The organism is Cedecea neteri NBRC 105707 = ATCC 33855 (assembly GCF_001571265.1).
In the GTDB taxonomy this organism is placed as follows: domain Bacteria; phylum Pseudomonadota; class Gammaproteobacteria; order Enterobacterales; family Enterobacteriaceae; genus Cedecea; species Cedecea neteri.
Genome location: NZ_BCTL01000008.1, coordinates 32347 through 56512 on the forward strand (window position 1 = coordinate 32347; position 24166 = coordinate 56512).

The window sequence follows — 24166 nt, forward strand, 5'->3', positions numbered from 1 at the left end:
CAGGTAAAAACCGCTTAGCCTGTCCCACAACCGCTTATTCCTGAATACGACCACTCGGCCACTCTTTTTCCTCTCTTGCCGCGAAAAACGTCACGCTATGGCTGGGCTATTTTTATGCCCTTCTTTTACAACAACCAGGTTCAGCGAGACGGCGAACAGGCATGACGCCGGGGCTGACAAACGGATGAATTATGAATAAAAATAAATTTCTCAAACATATACCCTGGGTAATTCTGGGTATCATCGGGGCCTGCTGTCTGGCCGTCGTCGCCCTGCGACGGGGGGAACACATCAGCGCCCTGTGGATAGTTGTCGCCTCGGTGTCGGTCTATCTGGTGGCCTATCGCTACTACAGCCTCTACATCGCCCAAAAGGTGATGAAGCTGGATCCTACTCGCGCCACACCGGCCGTTATCAATAACGACGGCCTGAACTATGTCCCAACCAACCGTAACGTTCTGTTTGGCCACCACTTCGCGGCAATTGCCGGCGCGGGGCCGCTGGTCGGCCCGGTTCTGGCGGCGCAAATGGGCTATTTGCCCGGCGTACTGTGGCTGCTGGCGGGCGTCGTGCTGGCCGGGGCGGTACAGGACTTTATGGTGCTGTTTATCTCCTCGCGCCGCAACGGGGCTTCCCTTGGCGAGATGATCAAAGAAGAGATGGGCCCAGTGCCGGGCACCATTGCCCTGTTCGGTTGCTTCCTGATCATGATTATTATTCTGGCCGTGCTGGCACTTATCGTGGTGAAAGCGCTGGCGGAGAGTCCGTGGGGCGTCTTTACCGTTTGCTCGACGGTGCCGATTGCCCTGTTTATGGGCATTTATATGCGCTTTATTCGTCCAGGCCGGGTCGGTGAAGTGTCCGTTATTGGTATTGTGCTGCTGGTCGCCTCGATTTACTTCGGCGGCGTGATTGCCCATGACCCGTACTGGGGCCCGGCGCTGACCTTTAAAGACACCACTATTACCTTTACCCTGATAGGCTATGCCTTTGTCTCCGCCCTGCTGCCGGTCTGGCTGATCCTCGCCCCGCGCGACTACCTGGCTACATTCCTGAAAATCGGCGTTATCGTCGGCCTGGCGATTGGGATTGTTATCCTCAATCCTGAGCTGAAAATGCCGGCGATTACCCAGTACGTGGACGGCACCGGCCCGCTGTGGAAAGGCGCTCTGTTCCCGTTCCTGTTTATCACCATTGCCTGCGGCGCAGTATCCGGTTTCCACGCGCTTATCGCCTCCGGCACCACGCCAAAACTGCTGGCCTGTGAAACCGACGCTCGCTTTATTGGCTACGGCGCGATGCTGATGGAGTCCTTTGTGGCGGTAATGGCGCTGGTTGCGGCCTCCATTATCGAACCGGGCCTCTACTTCGCGATGAACACGCCACCGGCGGGGCTGGGTATTACCATGCCAAACCTGCATGAACTGGGTGGTGAAAACGCCCCGATGATTCTGGCGCAGCTGAAAGATGTCACCGCTCATGCGGCGGCAACCGTCAGCTCCTGGGGCTTCGTGATTTCTCCTGAGCAGATCCTGCAAACGGCGAAAGACATCGGTGAGCCTTCCGTGCTTAACCGCGCAGGCGGTGCCCCTACGCTTGCCGTCGGTATTGCACATGTGTTCCACAAAATTGTGCCGGTAGCCGACATGGGCTTCTGGTACCACTTCGGTATTCTGTTTGAAGCACTGTTTATTCTTACCGCGCTGGATGCTGGTACCCGCTCTGGCCGCTTTATGCTGCAGGATCTGCTGGGGAACTTTATCCCGTTCCTGAAGAAAACCGACTCGCTGGTCGCAGGCATCATCGGCACGGCGGGTTGCGTAGGGCTTTGGGGTTACCTGCTGTATCAGGGCGTGGTCGATCCGCTGGGCGGCGTTAAGAGCCTGTGGCCGCTGTTCGGCATCTCCAACCAGATGCTGGCGGCCGTCGCATTAGTGCTGGCAACCGTGGTGCTGGTGAAGATGAAACGTACCCAGTACATTTGGGTGACCGTGGTGCCTGCGGTCTGGCTGCTTATCTGCACCACCTGGGCGCTGGGCCTGAAGTTGTTCAGCAGCAACCCTCAGATGGAAGGCTTCTTCTTCATGGCCAACCAGTATAAGGCGCGCATCGCCGCGGGCGGGGCCGATCTCACTGCCCAGGAAGTCGCCAATATGAACCATATTGTGGTCAACAACTACACCAACGCGGGCCTGAGCATTTTGTTCCTGGTGGTGGTTTACAGCATCATTTTCTACGGTATTAAAGCCTGGAAAGAGGCGCGTAAATCCGACCAGCCGACGGACAAAGAAACGCCATACCAGCCGGTGCCGAAAGAAGGTATTAAGATTTCTTCCGGCCACTGATTGCAACATCTGACAGCCCCACATTAGTGGGGCTTTAATCACTTAAGGAGCGGCGGATGTTTGATAACTTAGGCGCTGCAAAAAAATACCTCGGCCAGGCGGCGAGAATGCTCGTTGGCATCCCGGACTACGACACTTACGTGCTGCACATGCAGACGAACCACCCGGACCAGCCGCCCATGAGCTATAAAGAATTCTTCCGGGAACGCCAGCAGGCGCGCTACGGCGGAGACGGTAAAGGCGGCATGCGCTGCTGTTAACAGGAAAAATGCGATGACACCAATTGCAGTAACCGTATTAACTGGCTTTCTGGGTGCAGGGAAAACCACCCTGTTACGCCATATCCTGCATACCCAGCAGGACGAGAAGATCGCCGTCATTGAAAATGAATTTGGCGAAACGCCTATCGACAGTCAGCTGATTGGCGACCGCGCCACCCGGATTACAACCCTAAGCAACGGCTGCATCTGCTGCACGCGATCGAGCGAGCTGGAAGATGCTCTGCTGGATCTTCTGGATAGCCGCGACAAAGGCGAAATTCACTTCGGCAGGCTTATTGTAGAATGTACGGGCATGGCCGACCCCGGCCCTATCCTGCAGGCGTTTTTTGCCCATGAAATCATCTGTGAACGCTACCTGCTCGACGGCGTAATAACCCTGGTCGACGCGGTACACGCCGACTCCCAGCTGGATCAGTTCCCGCTCGCCCAGTCGCAAATCGGCTACGCCGACCGCGTTTTACTGACCAAAACCGATGTAGCCGGTGAATCCGCTGATTTGATCGAACGCCTGCAGCGTATTAACGCGCGCGCCCCGGTTTACCCTATCCTGCATGGCAATATCGATCTTGCGCTGCTGTTTAACACCCGCGGCTTTATGCTGGAAGAAAATGTTGTGGCGGCGAAGCCTCGCTTCCACCGCATTGCCCCGCAACAAAATGAAGTCTCATCCATTGTGGTGACGCTGGACTATCCGGTTGCGCTGTCCGCCGTCTCTGCCGTGATGGAGAATCTGCTTTCCGGCTTCGCCAATAACCTGCTCCGCTATAAAGGTATGCTGTGGATTGAAGACCAGCCCTGTCGCCTGCTGTTTCAGGGCGTGCAGCGCCTTTACAGCGCCGACTGGGACCGCGAGTGGCAGCAGGACGAAACGCCGGAGAGCACGCTGGTGTTCATCGGCGTGTCGCTGCCGGAGGCCGAAATCCGAGACGCTTTTGCCGGATTAAAACCAGCCGCGTAGAGCAATAACCTTAAAGCCCCACCGCCTCTTTTAACGACTTCAAATAGCGGCGGCTCACCGGCACGGTGCGGCCATCCCGCAGCAGCAGTTCCGTCTGGCTGTTATCCTCCAGGCGGATCTCCTGCAAATAATTCATGTTCACCAAATATTGCCGATGGCAGCGCAGTAGCGGCGTGCGGCTTTCCAGCGTGCGCAGCGTTAATTCGGTAAAGCCTTCTTTGCCATCCCGGCTGGTGACATACACCCCGCTCATCCGGCTGCTGACATAGGCCACCTCCTCCATCTGCAGCAGCCAGATTCGACTGTGGCCGCTGCAGGGAATAAATTTCAGCAACTGCTGGCTTTCCGGCAGTTGCGAAACGTCCTGAGCTTCGCTTTCCTGATGCAGACGCGTCAGCGTTTTTTGCAGCCGCTGCGCCTCTATTGGCTTGAGCAGATAGTCGAAAGCGCACTCTTCAAAGGCCTGCACCGCGTACTCATCAAAAGCGGTGAGAAACACAATACGCGGCCGGTGGCGCTCATCCAGCATCCCCACCATTTCCAGCCCGCTAATACGCGGCATCTGGATATCGAGAAACAGCACGTCCGGGCGCAGCTTGTTCACAGCGCTAATCGCCTCTATCGCGTTGGCGCATTCCCCGACTATCTCAATTTCGCCGTCGTTCTCAAGCAGAACACGCAGGTTCTCACGCGCCAGCGGTTCATCATCCACAATCAATACTCTTAACATACCAACTCCTCGGCGGGCAGGCGCACGGTGATGCAGGTAAAACGATCGGGGTCGCAGCTTACAGCCAGGCCATAATCCTCCCCAAACTTCGCCCGTAGCCGCTTGTCCACCAGATTCATTCCCAGCCCGTTACCGTTCTCTTTTGGCCGGTACAACCCGGCGTTATCCTCAACATCCACCAGCACGTCTTTTCCCTCGGTACGGGCACGAATAGTAATCATGCCGCAGCCTAACTGCTGGGAAGTGCCGTGTTTAATCGCATTTTCAACAATCGGCTGTAGCGTAAAGGCCGGCAAACGCTGATTCGCCAGCTCGTCGGGCACCTGCCAGTCCACCGCCAGTTGAGTCTGGAAACGCGCCAGCTCAATTTGCAGATAGGCATTCACATGCTCAATTTCATCGGAAAGCGTGACGATTTCCGACGGGCGTTTCAGATTTTTGCGGAAAAAAGTAGAGAGATACTGCACCAGTTGCCCGGCTTTGTCGCCATCGTGACGGATAACCGCTTTGAGCGTGTTCAGCGCGTTAAATAAGAAGTGCGGATTCACCTGCGCATGCAGCAGCTTGATCTCGGACTGCGCCAGCAGCGCTTTTTGTTGCTCAAATTTCCCCGCCAGAATTTGTGCCGACAATAGCTGAGCAATCCCTTCGCCAAGCGTGCGGTTGATCGAGCTAAACAGCCGGTTGCGCGCCTCGTAGAGTTTTATCGTGCCGATCACCCGCTGGTTTTCGCCCCGCAGCGGGATAACCAGCGTCGACCCCAGCTTGCAGTTAGGATGGAGCGAACAGCGGTAAGGCACCTCATTGCCGTCGGCGTAAACCACTTCGTTATTTTCGATGGCCTGCCAGGTGTATCCCGACGAAATGGGCTTGCCCGCCAGATGGTGATCGGCCCCGGTGCCGATAAATGCCAGCAGTTTCTCTCTGTCGGTGATGGCTACGGCGCTGATGTCCAGCTCCTGGTGCAGCACCTTCGCTACCTTCAGGCTGTTTTGCTCATTAAACCCCTGCCGGAGGATCCCCTCGGTTGAGTCGGCCACTTTCAGCGCGGTGGCGGAGAACGCGGAGGTGTATTTCTCAAACATCGCGCGTTTATCCAGCAGAATACGCATAAACATGGCGGCCCCTAACGTGTTGGTGACCATCATCGGCGCAGCGATGCTCTCTACCAGGTGCAACGCATCCTGAAAGGGCCGCGCGATAAGCAAGATAATGATCATCTGCACCAGTTCGGCGACAAAGCTCGTCGCGCCGGCAACCAGTGGGCTAAACAATTTGTCCGTTCTGCCCCGCCGAATTAAAACGCTGTGGATAATCCCGCCGATCAGCCCTTCTGCGATGGTGGAGATCATGCAGCTTAGCGCCGTCATCCCGCCGAGTGAGTAGCGATGCAGCCCGCCAGTTAGCCCAACCAGCCCGCCCACCACCGGCCCGCCTAACAGACCCCCCATCACCGCGCCAATGGCACGCGTATTGGCAATGGAACCTTCGATATGCAGACCAAAATAGGTGCCCATAATGCAGAAAACCGAGAAAGTGATGTAGCAGAGCAGCTTATGGGGTAGCCGCACGGTGACCTGCATCAGCGGTATAAACAGCCGGGTTTTACTCATCAGCCAGGCAATGACCAGGAACACGCACATCTGCTGCAATAGCAGCAGGACTAAATTGAACTCGTACATCTGCAGGCACTCTCCGTTCTCAACGGCGGGAAAGATAACGCGATAAGGATATAATTTCCGGGGCATGGCGCAGATTTGTTAAATTCGGGATGAAAAATAACAGCGGGAGCGGCACCCGGCAGCACAGATATAAAACTAAAAAAAGTGCGCTGCACAATTATCAGCCAACGACAGAGCATTAATTAAACGAATTAATAATCAGTTCATTATTTATCACCCGCCCCCTCCGCCACTTATTATTCAAACATTTTCAATTAACCAATTTAAATATAAGCAATGCCATATTTTTGCTAAAGAGGATTAATCGCAGGCAGAAAAAATCATCACTTATTTATATTTCTTATGGCTATAAGTCATATTTTTATATTCTTCTGCCCACCGGCTTTAGCAGGTAGTATCAGCCAAATAATAATGACTCGGCGCCCATAACACGGCATGCGCGCGCCAGTCGACAGCATATCATGCTGTTGTGTTGCGGAAAATCTCAGCAGTTAAGGATCAGCATAATGATCGTTCTCTCGGGCGTATCAAAAATATTTACCAGCAAACATGGCGAAATCATCGCCGTGGATAATATTAATATTAACGTCAATAAAGGACAGATTTACGGCATTATCGGCTATAGCGGCGCAGGTAAAAGCACGTTAATCAGGTTATTGAATGGGCTTGAAAAACCCACATCCGGCTCGATCGTTGTCGCCGGTCAGGATATTGCCAAAGCTACAGGCGAACGGCTCCGCCAGGCTCGTCTTAAAGTCAGCATGGTCTTTCAGCACTTTAATCTGCTGTGGTCCCGAACTGTTGCAGAGAATATTGCCTTTCCCCTGCAAATTGCCGGTGTCAATAAAAGCCAGATTCAGCAGCGCGTTAACGAACTGATTAAGCTTGTGGGCCTGGAGGGCCGCGAAAACGCCTGGCCTTCTCAGCTTAGCGGCGGCCAAAAGCAGCGAGTCGGCATTGCTCGCGCGCTGGCCAATAACCCGGACGTTTTGCTGTGCGACGAAGCCACCTCGGCGCTGGATCCACAAACGACCGACGCGATTCTCGATCTGCTGCTCGACATTAACCGCCAGCTCAACTTAACCATCGTACTCATCACCCATGAGATGCATGTAGTGCGCAAAATTTGCCAGCGCGTGGCGGTGATGGAAAACGGCAAAGTCGTTGAAGAAGGCCCGGTACTGGATATTTTCAGCCACCCGAAGCAGCCCATCACGCAAACTTTTGTGCGCCAGGTCGCGGGTCAGAATACGCCCAGCGAGCCGTTCAACCCGCTCTGGGTTCAGGACATCGGCGGCAGCATTCTGAAGCTGATATTCCCCGGCGGAGAAGCCCGGCAGCCGGTGATTGCCGATGTCATTCAGCACTTCAACGTCGCGCTGAATATCCTGCACGGCAACATCACCCAGACGGTAGACGGTGCATTTGGCGAACTGTACGTCCATATGGATGACGCCAGCCAGCTAGAAAATATTGTGCAATACCTGAATCAAAAGCGGGTAGAGACTGAGGTTATTCGACATGCTTGAGCAATACTTCCCGCATTTAAAACTCGACAAACTTTGGGCCGCCACGGGCGAAACGCTCTACATGACGGCCTGGTCCGGGGCGGCAACGTTCGTGTTTGGTATCGCTCTCGGGGTGCTGCTTTTTCTCACCTCTCGCGGCCAACTGCTGCAGAATCGCCTGGTTTATTCGGTGGTGACCGTGCTGGTTAACGTCTTCCGCTCGATCCCGTTCATTATTCTGATCGTCCTGCTAATCCCGTTCACGAAAACGCTGGTCGGCACCATTTTGGGCACCAATGCCGCGCTCCCGGCGCTGATCGTCGGAGCCGCACCTTTCTACGCTCGCCTGGTCGAAATTGCACTGCTTGAAGTCGACAAAGGGGTCATCGAAGCCACACGTTCGATGGGGGCGAAAACCCACACGCTGATTTTCCGTGTGCTTCTGCCTGAATCCTCCCCTGCGCTGGTCTCCGGCATGACCGTCACCCTGATTGCGCTGGTGAGCTACAGCGCTATGGCCGGGGTTATCGGCGCAGGTGGCTTAGGCAACCTCGCCTACCTGGAAGGGTTCCAGCGTAACCATAACGACGTCACGCTGGTGGCCACGGCCGCTATCCTGGCGATCGTTTTTATTATTCAGTTTATCGGCGACCGTATTACCAACCTGCTGGATAAACGCTAACGGCATCGAAAACTTTCGGGCGGCAGAGAGCGTCTCTGCCGCCCGAATTCCACGGCAATGCACTTTTAATCACTAATCACGACTGGACGAAATAATGAAAAAACAGTTTATGATGTTAGCTCTGGCTTCTTTAACCGCGTTAAGCCTTCAGGCCAACGCCGCTGAAAAACTGATTGTGGGCGCCTCCAATGTGCCACACGCGGAAATTCTCGAGCAGGCGAAACCGATTCTGGCGAAAGAAGGCATCGATCTTGAGATCAAAACCTTCCAGGACTATATCCTGCCGAACACTGCTCTTGCCGAGCGTGAAATTGACGCCAACTACTTCCAGCATCAGCCTTACCTGGATTCGGTATTGCAGGATCATAAAGGCGATAAAAACTACGATTTCGTCAGCGCCGGGGCGATTCACGTTGAACCTATCGGCATCTACTCGAAGAAGTATAAAAGCCTGAAGGATCTGCCGCAGAACGGCAAAATCATTCTGCGTGATTCGGTAGCCGAAGAAGGCCGTATTCTGGCCATCTTCCAGCGCGAAGGCGTAATCACTCTGAAGCCAGGCGTGAAGCCGGTTAACGCCCGCATTAGCGACATCGCCAGCAACCCGAAAAATCTGCAGTTCAAAGCAGATATTGAAGCCGCGCTGCTGCCGCAAATGTACGCCAACAACGAAGGTGACGCGGTGGTGATCAACGCCAACTACGCGCTGGATGCAGGCCTGAACCCAATCAAAGATCCTATTGCCGTTGAAAGCACCGAAGGCAACCCGTATGCCAACATCATTACCGTACACAGCGCAGACGTGAAAAAACATGACATCGTCGAGCTGGTGAAAGTCCTGCACTCTAAGCAGATTCAGGACTGGATCAACGAGAAGTACCACGGCGCGGTTGTGCCGGTTAACCAGTAACACAGAAAGAGGGGCGCAATGCGCCCTTCTTCTTATTCGCGAGTGAGTGACGCGTACTCCTCCGGGCTAAGGTAAAGTTCGCGATACTTGTCATCAACCTGCTGCCACATCCGCTGGGAAAAATAGAGCGCCGCAGGCAGCGGATGGTGATGAATCATCAGTGAATCCGCCTGCCCTTGCTCATTGATATGCACCCACACGGCACACTCTACGGCCACGCCGTCAACGCTTGCGCGGTAAGACTCCATAAAGAACCGTTCGCTAACATAATCCCGGTAGGTAAAGCGCTGGAAGTCATACAGCGGAATGGCCGCTTTCAGGATCTCCAGAATCGCCGTTTTGCCGTGAACCGGCGCTTTTAGCACCACGCCTTGCAGGCTTGCGTCATCGGCGAGTATTGCCAGCCAGGGTGGCGGCCCCTGCACATTGAGAATGGGGGATGCGGTATCATTAAATAACATAGAACTCTCCTCAAAGATCAGTTACGTGGCAAAGTCGGGTAATCGGTATAACCGCGGGCATCCCCGGCGTAAAATGTTGAACGGTCCCAGGCGTTTAAAGGCCCATTTACGGACAGCCGATACGGCAGATCGGGGTTGGCAATAAACGCCCGCCCGAAAGCCACGGCATCCGCATTTCCTGCGGCAATAAGCGCATTGGCTGAGTCGCGAGTAAAACCGCCCGAGGCGATAATAGCGCCGTCAAAATAGGGTCGTAGCAAGGCGGCAACAGAGGCTGGCTGCGTCATGTCCTGCTCTTCATTTAGCCCGACGTTGGCTCGCGGCTCCACCAGATGCAGATAGCCAATCTGCTGCTCTGAAAGCCAGGCAACAACGTCCCTAAACAGCGCCAGCGGGTTGCTGTCGCCAATGTCTCCCAGCTTGCCGAACGGAGAAAGCCTGACGCCGATTTCCCCGGCGGCGTAAACCTCACGCAGCGCCGCCAGCGCTTCGCGCATGAAACGCATTCGGTTTGCTACGCTGCCACCATATTCATCCGTGCGCTGGTTAGTTCTGTCCTGCAAAAACTGATCGATCAGAAAACCGTTCGCCGCATGCAACTCCACGCCGTCGAAACCCGCAGCCTTCGCTCGCCGGGCCGCCTCGCGATACTCCTCAATCACCGCAGGAATGGCCGAGAGTTCAAGGGCTGCCGGGGTGGCAAACGGCTGAGATGTAAAGTTAGCATCCAGAGCTTCACCCGCAGGGCGAATAGCCGATGGAGCAATCGACGGGGCTTCAGGGTGGTGACTGCGATGAGAAATACGCCCCGTGTGCCAGAGCTGGAGGTAAATAGCGCCGCCCTTTTGATGCACGGCTTCCACAACCTGCTTCCAGCCTGCCTGCTGACTCTCGCTATAGATGCCCGGCGTTTGTGGAAAGCCTTTCCCCTGCAGCGAAATATTCGTCGCCTCGGTAATAATCAGGCCGCCTTCGCTGGCACGCTGGCCATAGTATTCGGCGTTAAGCGCGTCAGGCGCGCCTTCTGGCCCGGATGCACGCATTCTGGTTAGCGGCGCCATCACTACCCGGTGTTGTAAACTGAGCCTGCCGGCCCGCAGCGGGCTGAACAGATCTTTGACATGTGTGGTCATCGTTGCATTCTCACTATTGACTTAAAATGGCGATCAGCTCGCCGTCGCTTGTGGCCGGGGTTCATCCCCCGCTTGTACTTTGTCGAGAAATAAAAACACCACTAGTGCAACCAGCAATGTGATGCTCATCAGCAGCAGTAACAGGTCGCTAAATGCCGTGTCGTAGCTGGCGGCAATCGTCTTATACGTCACGCCCTGCAGCGAGGTGGTTGCGGTCGTGACATCACCGGTAACAACACTTTGTGCGACATGGGCCAGCCGCTGAGGGCTGCCGGACACCGCCTGGTGCAGGTTATTTGCCATCAGTGAAGAGAGCAGCGCGCTCACAATTGCCATCGCAATTCCTTCCCCGGCCACCCGCGTGGTACTGAAAATACCCGTTGCCATGCCCGCCCTTTCGCGGGGCACCACGCTCACCGCCAGGCCGTCCATTAATCCCCAGGGCAGGCTTATCCCGCAGCCGATAGTCCACATCGGCAAGGCAAATTGCCAGGCAGATGCCCCGCCCGGAATGCGGCTGAGCCAGAATAATCCGGCCGCACAGACCAGCAGCCCCACCCCACACAGCACGGACGCAGAGAACCAGCGAGTCAGGGACCCGGCAATAATCGGCAGGAACAACAGCGGCGCAGAGAGCGCAATCATTAACCGTCCGGCCTCAAGCACCGGCATTCCCTCCACGCCAACAAAGCGCAGCGGTAAGAGCAGAAGCAGAACAACAAAGGAATAGGCCGGGGCGGCGGCCAGGAGCTGAACGCCAACAAACCGGGGAAATTTGAATAAAGTCAGGTCGAGCATCGGCTGCTGAACACGCAGCTCAATGCAAATAAACACCAGCAGTGAAATCATGGCCACCGCAAACAGTGCGAGGTTAAAGGCATCTCCCCAGCCAACTTCCGGCACGCGCAGGACGGCATAAGTGAAAACACCCAGCGTCCACGTAAACACCACGGCCCCGGCCCAGTCGACGCCGTTTGCCGCTGGATTGCGAGATTCAGGCATATAGCGACAGGCCAGAAAACAGGCAATGCCCGCCACCAGCGTCAGTAAAATAAAGACAATTGACCAGTTGAAGAGATCGATCATTACCGCCGCGGCCACGGGGCCAAAAGCCAGGCCAATGCCGAAACTGCAGCCGACGAAGCTGAAAGCACGCATCCTGGCGGTTCCATCAAAAACCTGCGCCAGCGCCGACATTCCGCCGGAAAACGCGATAGCCGCGGCAATCCCTTGCGCCCCACGCAGCAGGTCGAAAACAAATAAGTTTGGCGCGGCAAGCAGCGAGGCTGACAGTAACGCAAAGGCCGCAATCCCCCCGGCAAACATGCGTTTACGCCCGTAGCTGTCGGCAAGTGCGCCCGCCAGCATCAGGCAACTGCCAAAGGTCAACATAAACGCATTAGCCACCCAGTTAACCGCCATGGCCGAGCCGTGGAAGCTTTGCCCGATAGCGGGTAAGGCCACGGCGGCGGCGGTAAAATTAAAAGGCATAGTGATCGAGGCAAGACACACGGCGACCAGCGTCAGGAGCTGTTCTTGCGACGGTTGAGAACGGGTAACGGCCATCATTCATATCCTTAGCGGAAAGTGACAATCTCAAAACTGGGCCTGCAGTAAGCAGGTGGGATAGCGTGCAGAGTAGCGGGTGTTTTTCAGTGAAAAAAATGATAAAACGTCCGAACATTACGGACCAAAACGCTCGAATAGAGGTATCACTATGGATCGCCTGTCCAGCCTGACCTATTTTGTTCGCACCGCAGAGTTGGGCAGTTTTGTCCGCGCCGGCCAAGCCCTGGGGCTTTCCGCTTCGGCGGTGGGAAAAGGGATTACGAGACTTGAGGAACAGCTTGGCGTGCGGCTTTTTCATCGCACGACCCGCAGCCTGCAGATGACCTCTGAAGGCCGGGTTTACTTTGAGCGCTGCAGGCGGATTCTGCAGGATTTGGATGAGGCGGATGCCCTGCTTTCCCATGTCAGTGAAACGCCCCGGGGCCGCCTGCGCGTTAGCCTGCCCGCCGCCAGCCATATCCTGTTTGAAGCGGCCATTATCGCTTTCGTTCGCCGTTATCCGGATATCGATCTCGATCTGGATTTCAGCGACAGGCTGGTGAACCTGATTGACGAGGACGTGGATATTGCTATCCGAACCGGCGAGCTCCCGGATTCTCGCTTGATGCGTCGCGCATTGCCCTCTTTGCAGCTTATTCTCTGTGCTTCCCCGGCCTATCTTGCCCGGCATGGGGTACCCCAATCGCCCCGGGAACTGGAGGGACATTGCGGAATTCGATTCCGTTATGTGAACACCGGCAAGCTGCAGGCCTGGCCGCTGCACGATCTGTCAGAACTGGCGGACGTTCGTACCCGCACCGTGTTCAGTTCGAACAACATGGAGATGGTGCGTAGCGCGATTATTAATGGCCTGGGCGTTGGGGCCGTGCCTGATTTTATGATTGAACCCCAGCTGGCGAGCGGTGTTGTACAACCGCTGCTGGGTGAGTATTTGAAAGCACCGGGGCAATTCCAGATGGTCTGGACTTCGGGGAAACAGCTTTCGTCAAAGATCCGCGTTTTTGTCGACTTTATCAGCGACTTTGTCACCCGACAGCGGCAAAATGGTGTTCATGGAGCAGCCGCCAGGTGAGCGTGCAGATGGCAGATTTTGTTTTTCTTATTGGCCCCGGTGGCGCGGGTAAAAGCACCGTCGGGACCTTACTGGCCACCAGGCTAGGCTATGAGTGCACCGATCTCGACGATGAGTTTTGTACCCACGTCATGAATATTCGCGAATTTATTGGCCTTTTTGGCTATGAACGCTACCTCGAGGAGAATGCGAAATTACTCGAAACATTACTGGCAAAAACCGACGTCAGTACCGTTTTCATTCTCTCTTCCGGCTTTCTTGCAACGGATGTTCGGCCTGACATCGTGGAGCAAAACAGAGATCGAGTGCGGCGTGCAGGCACGTCGGTGCTGCTCTTACCCTCTCGTGACTACCGTGAGGCGCTCAGCTGCATTGTTGAACGCCAGTTAACGCGGGGTTTTGGTCTGAAAAGAGAAAGCGAAATCGCTAAGTTCGGCCAGCGTTTTAGTCAGTATCTCTGCCTGGGTGATGTACAGATATTTTCTATGGACGCCCCTGAGATCGTTGCCGCCCACGTCGCGAATGTAATAAGCGCCCGCGAGCCGCGTATGAACCGCTATATTGACTAGCACAAGCCCAACTCTATCTAAGGTAACGCCACGATGCGGCTGACTACCGCCCTACGCCTGGCGAGCATTTTTCTGCTCAGCCTCACCGCTTTGCTGCAGGCCCAGCCAGCCTCCTCTGCAACGTTATCTCTGGCCGACACTCTGGGGCTGACTCAGCAAGAGCGTGACTGGGTTGCGGCTCATCCCGTTGTGCCGGTGCTGGTGGTTAACACCCATATCCCGCTGACCTTTATTAACCAGGAAGGCGAGCAAAGTGGCTATGCCGTGGCGCTGCTGAACAGCATTGGCCGGCAAACCGGGCTGCGGTTTACCTGGCATCCCTTCAATAACCTGGTTGAGATGCGCGAGCAGCTCAAAAAAGCCCCCGACTCGCTCATTGCCGCAGCGGATGCTTCCGCCACGGGGCCAGACGCCGGGCTGATCTATACCCGCCCAATACAGGTGACCGACTGGGTGCTGGTCACGCGCAAGAAGTTTCCCGTCGTCACCACCCTTGCCGACATGAAGGGCAAAAAGGTGGCGGTCTTTACCGGCAGCTATTATCTGCCGGAGCTGCGCAGGCAGTTTCCGCAGGTCGAGTTTGTTGAGCAGGACTTTTCACTGGAGACCGCGCTGGCGCTGTTCGTTCACAATCTGGACGGTGCCATCGTGCCGCAAACCGCCGCCAGCTTCGTGCTAAAAAGCTATCTTGAGGATCGTTTCCGCATCGCCATGACGGTGCCCGTTCCCCCGCTGCGGCTGGCGATGGCTTCCGGCGAGCAAAATCGCCCGCTGCTGTCGATCATCGATAAGGCCCTGGAGCGGCTCCCGCCCCACGAAATGGAGGAGCAGCTCAACGGCTGGCAGATGCGCTACGCCCTGGAGCGCTTCGAAGTTTGGGGGCATTACCGCACCGGGATTATGAGCGCGATTGTTATCGTCAGCCTGGCGGCGATGTTGCTGGTGTTCTATTTCTGGCGCAACCGCCTGCTGAGGCGCACGCTGGCAACCCAGCAGGCGCTGCAAAAGGAGCTTCAGGCTTCGCAGGCGCGGCTGCAAAAAGCCAGCGAGTCAAAAAGCCAGTTTCTGGCGCAAATGAGCCATGAAATACGCACCCCGATGAACGCCCTGATTGGCCTGCTGGAGCTGGAGAACGCCGGGCGCAGCACGCCCGAACAGCGGCGAAATAACATTGCCGTCGCCTACGAATCCTCAAAGTCATTATTGATGCTGGTTGGAGATATTCTCGATATGGCAAAAATCGAGTCCGGCACCTTTACCGTGCGCAGCGTACCGCTTTCTCTGCGAGAGATGATCAACAGCGTTAGCACCCTGTTCCGCTACAGCGCGGAGGAAAAGCACCTTGCGCTAAGTGCCAGCGTCGAGGTGCAGGACGACCGGATCCTGTTCGACCCGGTGATGCTCAAACAAATAGTCTCTAACCTGGTGAGCAACGCCATCAAATTTACTGCCCAGGGTGAAGTGGAAATTATTATCTACCAGGCCAAAAAACGAGCTGCTGAAACAGGCGATTACGTGCTGGAGGTCTGTGATACCGGCGTGGGGATGAGCGAGGAGCAGCAAAACGCGATTTTTGAACCGTTTGTACAGCTGGATGCCGCGCAAAGAGAGCACCACGGCAGCGGCCTGGGGCTGAGTATTTGCCGCCAGCTGGCGGCCCTGTTGCACGGTAGCCTTGAGGTTGAAAGTTCGCCTGGCGAAGGCACAACTTTTATCTTCCGGTTCTCCGCGCCGGTAGCTCCTCCTCCACAGGTCAACGCCTCTACGGCGGTTGGCCAGCGGGGCTCGCGCAAAATTTTAGTGGTGGACGACCATCCGGCAAACCGCTTGCTGTTGGTACAACAGCTGGAATTTGCGGGACATAGCAGCGTGGCGGCAGAAAACGGCGCACAGGCGCTGCGGCTGTGGGAAAAAGAAAACCCGCCGTTTGACGTCGTCATTACCGACTGCAATATGCCGGACTTAAGCGGCTTTGAACTGGTAAGGCAGCTGCGTGAGAAAGAAAGGCTGACCGGAAGAAACCCTCAGCCGATGTTTGGCCTGACCGCGATGGCGGAGCAGCATGTGCGCGACCGGGCGATACGGGCCGGGATGACGGACTGCCTGTTTAAGCCAGTAGAGCTGGAAACGTTACTGGTTCGTATCGATAACCCCACGGAGCACGCCGCTGAACCTGCATCGCGCCCGCTGCTTTCGCTCAGCAGGCTGGCAGAGTCTCAGCCTGAGGCCTTCCGCGCATTAGTTAAGACCGTGATTGAGCAAAACCAGCTGGATATGGCCGCGCTAAAAAACGGCATCACCGGCGGAGATTTCGGGCTCATCAAAAGCAGCGCTCATCGCCTTGCCGGCAGCGCAAGGCTGGCCGATGCCCCCGAACTGTCTGCAGTTTGCGGGCAAATTGAAGCTGCGGCAGCGGCGCAGGACGGCGTGGCAGTTCACACTTTAGCGACAGACTGCGAACGGCGGGTAAAAGAGCTGGAGAATGCGCTTCGTCACGTTGCTATACTGCCTTAACCAGTTGAAACCTAACCTTCGGGCCGCCCTTTTATGAGTAAAATTTATATCGTTGACGACCACCCTGTTTCCCAGCTTGCGGTCAGAGTCGTTGCGGAAAATAACGGCTACGAAGTGGCGGGAGTCAGCGACAACGGGCGTGACGCGATTAACGCCCTGCGCGACAACGCGGAGGTGGCGCTGGTGGTTATCGACATTGAAATTCCACCGCCTAACGGCCTGGAGGTGATTAAGCGTCTGCGCCAGCAAGGCTTTAGCGGCGGCATATTAGTGCTCACCGGCTATAACGACAGCCACTTTGTGGACCGCGCCCGCCGGGCGGGAGCCAACGGATTTATCAGTAAAAATAACCATCTTGATCAGCTGGTAGACGCCTTCAAGGCCATTCTTAGCGGCTATGAGTTCTTCCCCCAGAGACCGCAGGCGGTGAATGTCTCGGCCGGCGTACAGTCTGAAAGCGAATTGCTTGGCACGCTGTCCAACCGCGAACTTGAGGTGCTGGGCCTAATCTCCCGCGGCGAGATGCTGATTGATATCGCCGCGCAGCTGCACGTCAGCAATAAATCCATCAGCACCTATAAACGCCGCATCATGGCCAAGCTCGGGTTCAGCAAAACGCTGGAGATGATCGAGTTCGCCAAGCGCAATAACCTCGCCTGAGCCCGGCTTACTGATAGGTCATCGTGAAGGTGGCGTTAGCGTCGGCCCTGCCGGGCGTGACGTTAGCCTGAGTCTGGTAATAACGCGCTGCCAGCGGAATCTCATAAGCGCCATCTGCGGTGGTGGTAGCGATGCTCATCATGGTGCCCAGCTCAAGCGGCGCGTTGTTATACAGCACCTGAATCCCCACGCCGGTTGCCGTCTGCCCTGCCTGAGCTGCGTCCAGATTAAGAATGCCCCTGCTGCTGTCCAGCGCTCCGCCGCTGCCGGGCGCAAGCGTTAGCCTGATCTTCGTTTCGGCGTCACAGTTCAGCTTAATGGCGAAATCCGCATCGCCGCTGGTGCTGCCTGGGCCGGAGAAATCGGTGTTTTTCGCCTTGCCCATCCGCACCGTTATTGCGCTATTCAGGACCGAGCAGGCGACGGTTTGCACGCTGCCGCTGCCGATGGCGTAGTCCATAACGTTGGTTTCGCCCACCACCTGAGCCTGAGTAATGGAACCCATTGTTATCGGGCCGGAGCCGGTCACCGGGGCGATTTTCACCAGCTGTAACCTGTAGTTACCCCAGGTGCCGCCGCACAGCCGCCACCAGTCGGCAGACCAGGTACAGGCGGTGTTAGCAATCTGCCGGGGCAAAGGTCCGGTGCCGTAACGCCCGGCAGTTGAGCCTGCGCCGCTGGTGACCACCCGAAACGCCAGGCCCGGCACGCCCGACTGATACAGCGTTTGTCCGTTATAGCTGACCGGCAGAAAGCCTCCGCTACCCTGAGCCCAGCGGGTGACAAAGCCCGAGCTATCGCACTGAACAAAGCTGTTGCGGCTGCCCAAACGGGAGTCATTGAACGTGGCTACCACCGTGCCCACAGGGGCATCTCGCTGCACGACTATATGCCCGAGATCCAGCGTCACCGAATCGTTGGCGTTAAAGCGGCTGTCCATAAACGTGCAGCTTGCCTGGGCGCTTTTAGCTGCCCCGAGCAGCAGCGCGACGCCCCAGATAACTTTGCTGAATAATGTCGTCATGTTCGCGACCTGCCCTACTGGTATGTCAGGGTAAACGTGGCGTTGGCATTGGCCGTACCGGGCGTCACCGCTGGCTGCGTCTGATAATAACGCGCCTTGAGCGGGATGGCGTAAGCGCCGTCTGCCGCTGTAGTGGCCACCGCAATTCTGCTGTTCAAGGCCAGAGGCGCGTTGTTATACATCACCTGCACGCCAACGCCGCTGGCGGTTTGCCCCGCCCCCGCGTTGTCGATATTGAGAATGCCCTTCGCCGCATCTGCCGCGCCCGAACTGCCCGGTGCAAGGGTGAGATTAATTTTGGTCGAGGCGTCGCAGTTCAGGTCTATGGAAAAATCAGCGTCGCCGCTGGTGCTGCCGGGACTGCCGAAATCGGTATTTTTCGCTTTGCCCATCGTGACGCTGATATTGCTGTTGGTGACCGAGCAGGCGACCGTCTGCACCACGCCGCTGCCAATGGTGTAGTCAATAATGTTGGTATCCCCCACCACCAGCGCCTGAACAATAGAACCGCCGGTCATCGGCCCGGAACCTGTTGTCGGGGCAATTTTGACCAGTTGAAGGCTCATGCCGCCCCATGTGCCGCCGCACAGCCGCCACCACCCTGTTCCGGTATTACACGCCATATTGGTGATTTGACGTGGCAACGGACCGGTACCGTAGCGGCCGGAGGTTGATCCTGCTCCCGATGTCACAATGCGAAACGCCAGGCCCGGCACGCCGGACTGGTACAGCGTTTGTCCACCGTAAACGACAGGTGCAAAACCTGGGCCTACTGCCCATTGCGTGGTAAAGCCGCTGGCGTTGCACTGCAGGAAATTATTACGTCCACCGAGCGTGGAGTCGCCGAGTCTGGCAACCACCGTGCCTACCGGGGTATCGCGCTGCACGACCACGGTGCCAAAGCTCAGGGCGACTGAGTCATCTGGCCCGAAGCGACTGTCCATAAACGAGCAGGTGGCCAGCGCGCCTTTTGAGGCCACTAGCAGCAGGGCACAGGTCATCACGCGTGGGCGGAATATTTTTTTCATTACGTTGTTCATCGTCATCTCTTTTTCCGAAGCCGCGCTTAGCGACACTGTGCGTCAAAGGAGGAAATTGCCGCCGTCGTCTCGTCATGGTTCAGGCTGTAACTCACCCGGCACTGGAGATCCGCACCTTTGCCCCACTGCACCAGCAGCGTGCCTTTAGGCTGTAAACCGGCGAGATAAACCTGGCCGCCGTCCCCGACGATACCGCTGCCGCCGCTGCGGTCGGCTTCATTGGCAACCGTGGCACCAAACGGCACGGCTTTGCCGTTCGGGCGAATCAGGGTCATCAGCACGCGTAGGCCGACCTGGGCGCGGTAATCGGCGCGCACTACGGCCCCGCGCGTGGGTACCACGGTGCGGCTGGTTTGCTCGAGGTCGACATTTTCTTTCAGGCTTTCGGTGCTCAGCGTGACGTCGTTATGGCGGTACGGCATTAAGTTCGGCACCAGCGCGTAGCCGCGATAGTCGGTTTTAACGCCGGTCTGGTTATTTACCGCCACACCGGAGGCACCAGGCACTTTCACCAGGCCAAACGTCTCACCAAGCTGCTGCCCGGCGGTGATGCCGTCCGCGTGGGCCACAATCGACCCCTGCACGCCATAGTTCAGGTTGCGCTGCCCGCTGGCGTAGCTGTAGCCCCCGTTCACTTCGCCGTAGGTGCCGCGATAGTTGAGGCTGGTGTAGCCGGAGTTTTCACGCTCACGCGAGGCGTACCCCTGGGTCACGTTCCAGTTGAGGTTTTTGCCTTCCAGCGCGGTGCCGTTCAGGCCAACGGTATTCACCGTGCCGCGCGACTGGCTGCTGCTGACGCCGTAGCTGGCGTAGCTGTTGCTCAGCCAGCGGCCCAGCGGCAGGCTGATATTCAACGACACGACCTGGTCGCGTTCGTAGGTTTTGCCGTACTCCGTCGCCGCCCCCGCCTGGGATGTGTTGCGGTTCAGGGCATAGTTCAGGCTATAGCTGATGCCGTTCCAGCTGTTGTTGTAGCCCACGTTCCACGAAGACGTTTTCCGGGCGCCGTTCCAGTAGTCTTCGCTGATAGCCCCGACGGACAAATAGCCGCGATCGCCGCCGAGATCCTGACTCAACGTCAGCTCCGCGCGGTTTCGCTTCCTGTCGTTTCTCAGGGCATAGGCATTATCACGGTAGGTTTCCAGCACGTCCGACAGCGAGGTAAAGCCTTCGGTTGAGTAGCGATAGCCGGCGATGGCGACGTGCGTGCCCGTCTCGGCGAGGCTTTTGCTGTAGCGCACCCGCCACGACTGCCCCTGGCTGGCCTCCTGCTCCTTCGGCTGGCCCCAGGACTGGGTCACGTCAGCCGATACCGCGCCAAGCGTGCCGAGGTTCTGCCCGACGCCCGCGGCGAACGAGCGATAATGCTCCGCCAGTTGAGCGCCGCCGTAAACGGTCATGCCTTTTCCAACGCCGTAGATGGCGGTGCCCTGACTGAACGGAGTCTTTTCGACACTGCTGTCATAGGCGCGGTATTCGCCGCCGGTCAGGCTGAAGCGCAGCCTTCCTTCTCGCTGTAACACCGGCAGGGAGGCAAATGGCACCACCATGCTCTGCTCGCTGCCGTCGGCTTCTTTTACCGTCACGTACAGGTCGCCGCTGCCTCCGGTCGGGAACATGTCGGTGATTTCGAACGGGCCTGCGGGCACCGTGGTCTGGTAAATCACATAGCCATTCTGGCGAACGATCACCTGAGCGCTGTTGCTACGGGCAATACCGCGTACCACAGGCGCGTAGCCGCGCTGGCTTTCCGGCAGCATTTCGTCGTCGGAGGCCAGCTGCGCGCCACGGAACGGCACGCTGTCGAACACGTCAGAGGGAGCAAGGCTTTCACCCAGCGTAAGCTGGCTTTTGAGCGACGCAATACTGCGCTGGGCATAACTGTAAACGGTGCTCCATTTATCCCCTTCGCCGCTGCTGCGCGACCACGTGGAGTAGTTTCGCAGCCGCCATGCACCGAGGTTAACGCCCGGCCGCAAGTTCAGATACTGGCTGCTGCCTGCCCCGCCGTGCTGACCTTCCAGATCGCTCATGCCGTTAAAGCTGTAGTTCAGCAGCGCGGCGTTGATGCCCTCATCCCACTGGGAAGGAGGCACATAGCCGCGAATGCGCGGGCTAACCGCGGCCTGAGGAATAGAGAGGTCGAGGCGCTGGGCGCTGAAAACAAACTCAGCATTCCCTTCAGGGATTGCGGCCAGTGAAGCGCAGTTCTCACCAGGCGTTTGCAGATCGGGATATAAATCCACCCGTACGCCGTACTGCTCCAGCTCGGCCACGGTCAGGCACGGCTGCAGCCCTTTATCCTCGGTCTGGAAAAATGTCACCGCCCTGCTGTCCACCTGCTCGCCGTTGAGGTAGATGTCCACCGGGTAGCTGCCCGGAAGCTGACCGCCGTTTTCAAACGCCGAGAGATCGGGCGCGGTGCCGGCGTCACCCGTGTGCTGGAGCAGAGCAGGATTAAAGTAATCCTTTGCCTCAACCGACAGCGAAGTCAGCAGCAGTGCGATAGTGGTGGCCAGACAGGTTGGCCGCGTTTTTCCGGAGCAAGCAAAAAAGGGCATAATTTTATTCCAGCGAATTCAATTCTTTAGAGAGAGGCTTTGTGCGCTGCGCCAACGGCGCCGTAGTCGCTAATGACCTTCCATTCGACCTGGCCGCCGCGTACGTCTGCAGGCAGTTCAATCCGGGCCGAGGAGCGCGGTGCCACATAAGCGGCTTTATCAAGCGGGCGGCCGCCGAGGCTGACCGACTGGAAATTGATGTAATAAGGCGTTGGGTTGGTGACCGACAGAGCCTGGCCCTGGCGTGCCCATTTGAGCTGGCTACTGGCGTTTTCCGGCGTCTCGCCTTTCAGCGCCGCCGGGCGATAAATCAGCTTGATGCGGGTGTTGATCGCCAGCTGCAAGGTGTTGTCCTGCACCGAGGCGTCGGTCGCGGGAATCGATTTAATATTCAGCCAGAACAGCGTTTCGCGATCCGTCGGCAAACCGGCCCCGGTCTGCATAATACGCAGCGTGTTTTTTTGTTTAGCGTCGAGGCGGAACAGCGGTGGTGTGACGATAAAGCTGCGTTTATCGCTGTTGCCCGCTTCGTTCTCCACCCACGACTGAATCAGGTACGGCGAGGCGTCGGGATTCTCGAGGCCGATTGCCGCTTCTTTTTTCTCACCGTCGTAAATAACTCGCGTGCCGCCCACGACAACGCCAGCGTGAGCAATACCGCTTCCTGCGAGTAAACCTGCTAACAGCAGAGAAGAGAGTTTTGTCTTCACAATAGAGACTCCAGAGAGAGGGGAAAAAAAGCCGACCCGCAGGCCGGCTGGAGTGATTGCGTCAGGCAATCAGTTGTAAACCACGCTGAAGGTAGCGGTGGCGTTGGCCGGACCGGCGGTCACGGTTGCCGCTTTAGCCACATAGGCTGCGTTAAATTTCAGCGTGTTGGTGCCGGCCTGGCTCAGAGTGATGCTCTGAGAAGGCGTGAACAGCGGCAGGACGGAGTTGTCCGCGTTGCGGATCTGAATGCCTACGCCGGTTGCCACGCCAGCCCCTTGGGTCAGTTCCAGCGCAGAGTTGTCGCCCTGGTATGCGGTCCCGTCGAATTTCACGGTAGCGCTGGTCACGGTTGCCGGGCAGCTGGTCAGATCAATCTGGAAGGCCGTTGCACCCGCGGTGTCGCCCTGTGCCGCGAACGCGTTATCGCTTACCTGCCCCAGCGTAACGGTCTGGCTGGCGCTGGCAGGGGAAACGGTGCAGGCCGCATCGATGATTTCGCCGTTAAACTGAATGGTGCCGTCGGCCGCGTTAGCCGTTGAAACTGCCGCCCCGCTGATAACGGAAAGTAATGCCAGAGCGTGTAATTGCTTTTTCATAAAATGTAATTCCTGTGAATAAATGAAGTTCAACGCCGGACACCGTATTAACCTTCCTGCATAACCGCATGGGTTTATGAAAGATGCGCATTCAAAACTTTTCGATAAAGAAAAGGCAGTGAGTTATCGGTCATTCCTGTATTAAGTTAGCAAGGCGGGTCACGCCGTAAATATTTATAAACTCCGCATTAGCACACGAGAGATTAACTAATACTCACTTTATATGAACCAACGTATATCCTTTGCAGCTCTTGGTGAATATACTCTCCGGTATATCCCCGCCTTGTGGAACTCACTATACGCTGGCTAAAGAAATAAACATTCAGAATGGCGTCAGACCGTTGTCGTCATAGTCATCAATGCCTGTCATCCCAGGACTACAAAACCACAATAAACCATTTAACACCATTAAAATCAGCATGTTATAAACAAAAAGAGAAAACGAAAAAGTCCCGCGCGTATTATTTTTGTATTGATATAAACGCCTGTTTTATGTCAGCCTTTATAGAGAAAACAAAATCGAGAGAAAATAATGGCAACCCTGTTGATAATTGACGACCATCCGATGGCGCGGCTGGCTATTCGCATGCTGCTTGAAAAAGATGGCCATCACGTTCTGGCTGAATCCGGCGACGGCTCCGAAGCTTTTAAACTAATCCAAAAATTAATGCCAGAGATTGTCGTGGTGGATTTAGATATTCCGGGCCTGAGCGGTGTGGAATTAATAGAGAAATTAAGAAGCCATGACTTCGCTGGTCGTTTATTAGTACTAACCGGGCGTGACGACGAGCATTATTTAAGCCGCTGCATGAACAGCGGTGCGGACGGCTTTGTCGGTAAAGGCAATAACCTGGATGAATTACAGGATGCGGTCCGTGCGGTCGAGCGTGGCTATGGCTATTTTCCGCTGCGGCGCCAGACCAGCACCAAAAACGCCAGACCCGCCGGTGAAGTTGAGGCCGTCAAGCGGCTGTCAAACCGCGAGTTACAGGTGCTGCGCTACCTGAGTCGGGGCGTCAAGGTCATGGATATCTCCGAAAAAATGCACATCAGCAACAAGACGGTCAGCACCTATAAAACTCGTTTGATGACCAAGCTTCAGGTCAGCAACACTATGGAGTTGATTGATTTTGCGCGCCGCCACAGCCTGGACTAAGCCG

The 24166-nt window shown here is 56.5% G+C and carries 21 protein-coding genes; 11 read left to right on the forward strand and 10 right to left on the reverse strand.

All coding sequences use genetic code 11. The annotated features are described in order from the left end of the window. Positions 1–191: 191 nt before the first annotated feature. The 3 genes from CNE01S_RS04500 to yjiA are packed head-to-tail and all read left to right on the forward strand — an operon-like array spanning position 192 to position 3584. On the forward strand, positions 192–2345 hold the full coding sequence (locus CNE01S_RS04500; protein WP_061273795.1) for a carbon starvation CstA family protein: 2154 nt from the start codon (positions 192–194) through the stop codon (positions 2343–2345). Positions 2346–2401: 56 nt separating this feature from the next. Then, on the forward strand, positions 2402–2605 hold the full coding sequence (locus tag CNE01S_RS04505; protein ID WP_061273797.1) for a YbdD/YjiX family protein: 204 nt from the start codon (positions 2402–2404) through the stop codon (positions 2603–2605). Positions 2606–2618: 13 nt separating this feature from the next. Continuing rightward, positions 2619–3584: a GTPase gene (gene yjiA / locus CNE01S_RS04510; protein WP_061273800.1), complete on the forward strand. Its 966-nt coding sequence runs from the start codon at positions 2619–2621 to the stop codon at positions 3582–3584. 10 nt (positions 3585–3594) lie between these two features. Here yjiA and btsR read toward each other — a convergent pair whose 3' ends face one another. Together btsR and CNE01S_RS04520 are read right to left on the reverse strand one after the other, a co-directional pair. Next, entirely contained in the window at positions 3595–4314 is a 720-nt protein-coding gene (btsR, locus tag CNE01S_RS04515; RefSeq protein WP_061273802.1) for a two-component system response regulator BtsR, read from the reverse strand. Continuing rightward, positions 4308–5996, reverse strand: coding sequence for a sensor histidine kinase (locus tag CNE01S_RS04520; protein ID WP_061273804.1), 1689 nt, complete (start codon positions 5994–5996; stop codon positions 4308–4310). The genes btsR and CNE01S_RS04520 overlap by 7 nt, the downstream gene beginning before the upstream one ends. A 506-nt stretch (positions 5997–6502) precedes the next feature. On the opposite strand from CNE01S_RS04520, the gene CNE01S_RS04525 reads away from it, so the two are divergent. The 3 genes from CNE01S_RS04525 (at position 6503) to CNE01S_RS04535 (ending at position 9096) form a co-directional block, all read left to right on the forward strand. Continuing rightward, positions 6503–7525: a methionine ABC transporter ATP-binding protein gene (locus CNE01S_RS04525; RefSeq protein ID WP_061273806.1), complete on the forward strand. Its 1023-nt coding sequence runs from the start codon at positions 6503–6505 to the stop codon at positions 7523–7525. After that, positions 7518–8186: a methionine ABC transporter permease gene (locus tag CNE01S_RS04530; protein ID WP_061273808.1), complete on the forward strand. Its 669-nt coding sequence runs from the start codon at positions 7518–7520 to the stop codon at positions 8184–8186. Before CNE01S_RS04525 ends, CNE01S_RS04530 begins: the two co-directional genes overlap by 8 nt. Before the next feature lie 94 nt (positions 8187–8280). Then, on the forward strand, positions 8281–9096 hold the full coding sequence (locus tag CNE01S_RS04535; RefSeq protein WP_061273810.1) for a MetQ/NlpA family ABC transporter substrate-binding protein: 816 nt from the start codon (positions 8281–8283) through the stop codon (positions 9094–9096). A gap of 32 nt (positions 9097–9128) precedes the next feature. Here the strand turns inward: CNE01S_RS04535 and CNE01S_RS04540 are convergent, their stop codons facing one another. The 3 genes from CNE01S_RS04540 to CNE01S_RS04550 are packed head-to-tail and all read right to left on the reverse strand — an operon-like array spanning position 9129 to position 12259. After that, on the reverse strand, positions 9129–9557 hold the full coding sequence (locus tag CNE01S_RS04540; protein ID WP_061273812.1) for a hypothetical protein: 429 nt from the start codon (positions 9555–9557) through the stop codon (positions 9129–9131). Positions 9558–9574: 17 nt separating this feature from the next. Beyond that, complete coding sequence (locus CNE01S_RS04545) at positions 9575–10690, reverse strand: alkene reductase (protein WP_061273814.1); 1116 nt, start codon at positions 10688–10690, stop codon at positions 9575–9577. A gap of 33 nt (positions 10691–10723) precedes the next feature. Further along, positions 10724–12259, reverse strand: coding sequence for an MFS transporter (locus CNE01S_RS04550; RefSeq protein WP_245874259.1), 1536 nt, complete (start codon positions 12257–12259; stop codon positions 10724–10726). A 148-nt stretch (positions 12260–12407) separates the two neighbouring features. Here CNE01S_RS04550 and CNE01S_RS04555 point away from each other — a divergent pair, with 148 nt between their 5' ends. The 4 genes from CNE01S_RS04555 to CNE01S_RS04570 are packed head-to-tail and all read left to right on the forward strand — an operon-like array spanning position 12408 to position 17074. Then, complete coding sequence (locus CNE01S_RS04555) at positions 12408–13331, forward strand: LysR family transcriptional regulator (protein ID WP_061273818.1); 924 nt, start codon at positions 12408–12410, stop codon at positions 13329–13331. Between the two features lie 8 nt (positions 13332–13339). Continuing rightward, positions 13340–13900 (forward strand): shikimate kinase, encoded by a 561-nt coding sequence (locus tag CNE01S_RS04560; protein ID WP_061273884.1) that lies wholly within the window; start codon positions 13340–13342, stop codon positions 13898–13900. A gap of 33 nt (positions 13901–13933) precedes the next feature. Beyond that, complete coding sequence (locus CNE01S_RS04565; RefSeq protein ID WP_061273820.1) at positions 13934–16414, forward strand: ATP-binding protein; 2481 nt, start codon at positions 13934–13936, stop codon at positions 16412–16414. A gap of 33 nt (positions 16415–16447) precedes the next feature. Beyond that, positions 16448–17074 (forward strand): response regulator transcription factor, encoded by a 627-nt coding sequence (locus CNE01S_RS04570; protein ID WP_061273822.1) that lies wholly within the window; start codon positions 16448–16450, stop codon positions 17072–17074. Between the two features lie 7 nt (positions 17075–17081). On the opposite strand, the gene CNE01S_RS04575 is transcribed toward CNE01S_RS04570, so the two are convergent. The 5 genes from CNE01S_RS04575 to CNE01S_RS04595 all read right to left on the reverse strand — a co-directional run bounded on the left by CNE01S_RS04575 (position 17082) and on the right by CNE01S_RS04595 (position 23006). After that, complete coding sequence (locus CNE01S_RS04575; RefSeq protein WP_061273824.1) at positions 17082–18098, reverse strand: fimbrial protein; 1017 nt, start codon at positions 18096–18098, stop codon at positions 17082–17084. A gap of 14 nt (positions 18099–18112) precedes the next feature. Next, positions 18113–19126: a fimbrial protein gene (locus CNE01S_RS04580; RefSeq protein WP_245874261.1), complete on the reverse strand. Its 1014-nt coding sequence runs from the start codon at positions 19124–19126 to the stop codon at positions 18113–18115. Positions 19127–19164: 38 nt separating this feature from the next. Beyond that, entirely contained in the window at positions 19165–21699 is a 2535-nt protein-coding gene (locus CNE01S_RS04585; protein WP_061273828.1) for a fimbria/pilus outer membrane usher protein, read from the reverse strand. A 26-nt stretch (positions 21700–21725) separates the two neighbouring features. Then, positions 21726–22409 carry a fimbrial biogenesis chaperone gene (locus CNE01S_RS04590; RefSeq protein ID WP_061273830.1) on the reverse strand — a complete coding sequence of 228 codons (684 nt, stop codon included), beginning with the start codon at positions 22407–22409 and terminating at the stop codon, positions 21726–21728. Between the two features lie 69 nt (positions 22410–22478). Further along, on the reverse strand, positions 22479–23006 hold the full coding sequence (locus CNE01S_RS04595; protein ID WP_061273832.1) for a fimbrial protein: 528 nt from the start codon (positions 23004–23006) through the stop codon (positions 22479–22481). A 532-nt stretch (positions 23007–23538) separates the two neighbouring features. Between CNE01S_RS04595 and CNE01S_RS04600 the strand changes: the two genes are divergently transcribed. Continuing rightward, positions 23539–24162, forward strand: a complete 624-nt coding sequence (locus CNE01S_RS04600; protein ID WP_061273834.1) for a response regulator — start codon at positions 23539–23541, stop codon at positions 24160–24162. The last annotated feature ends 4 nt before the right edge of the window (positions 24163–24166 follow it).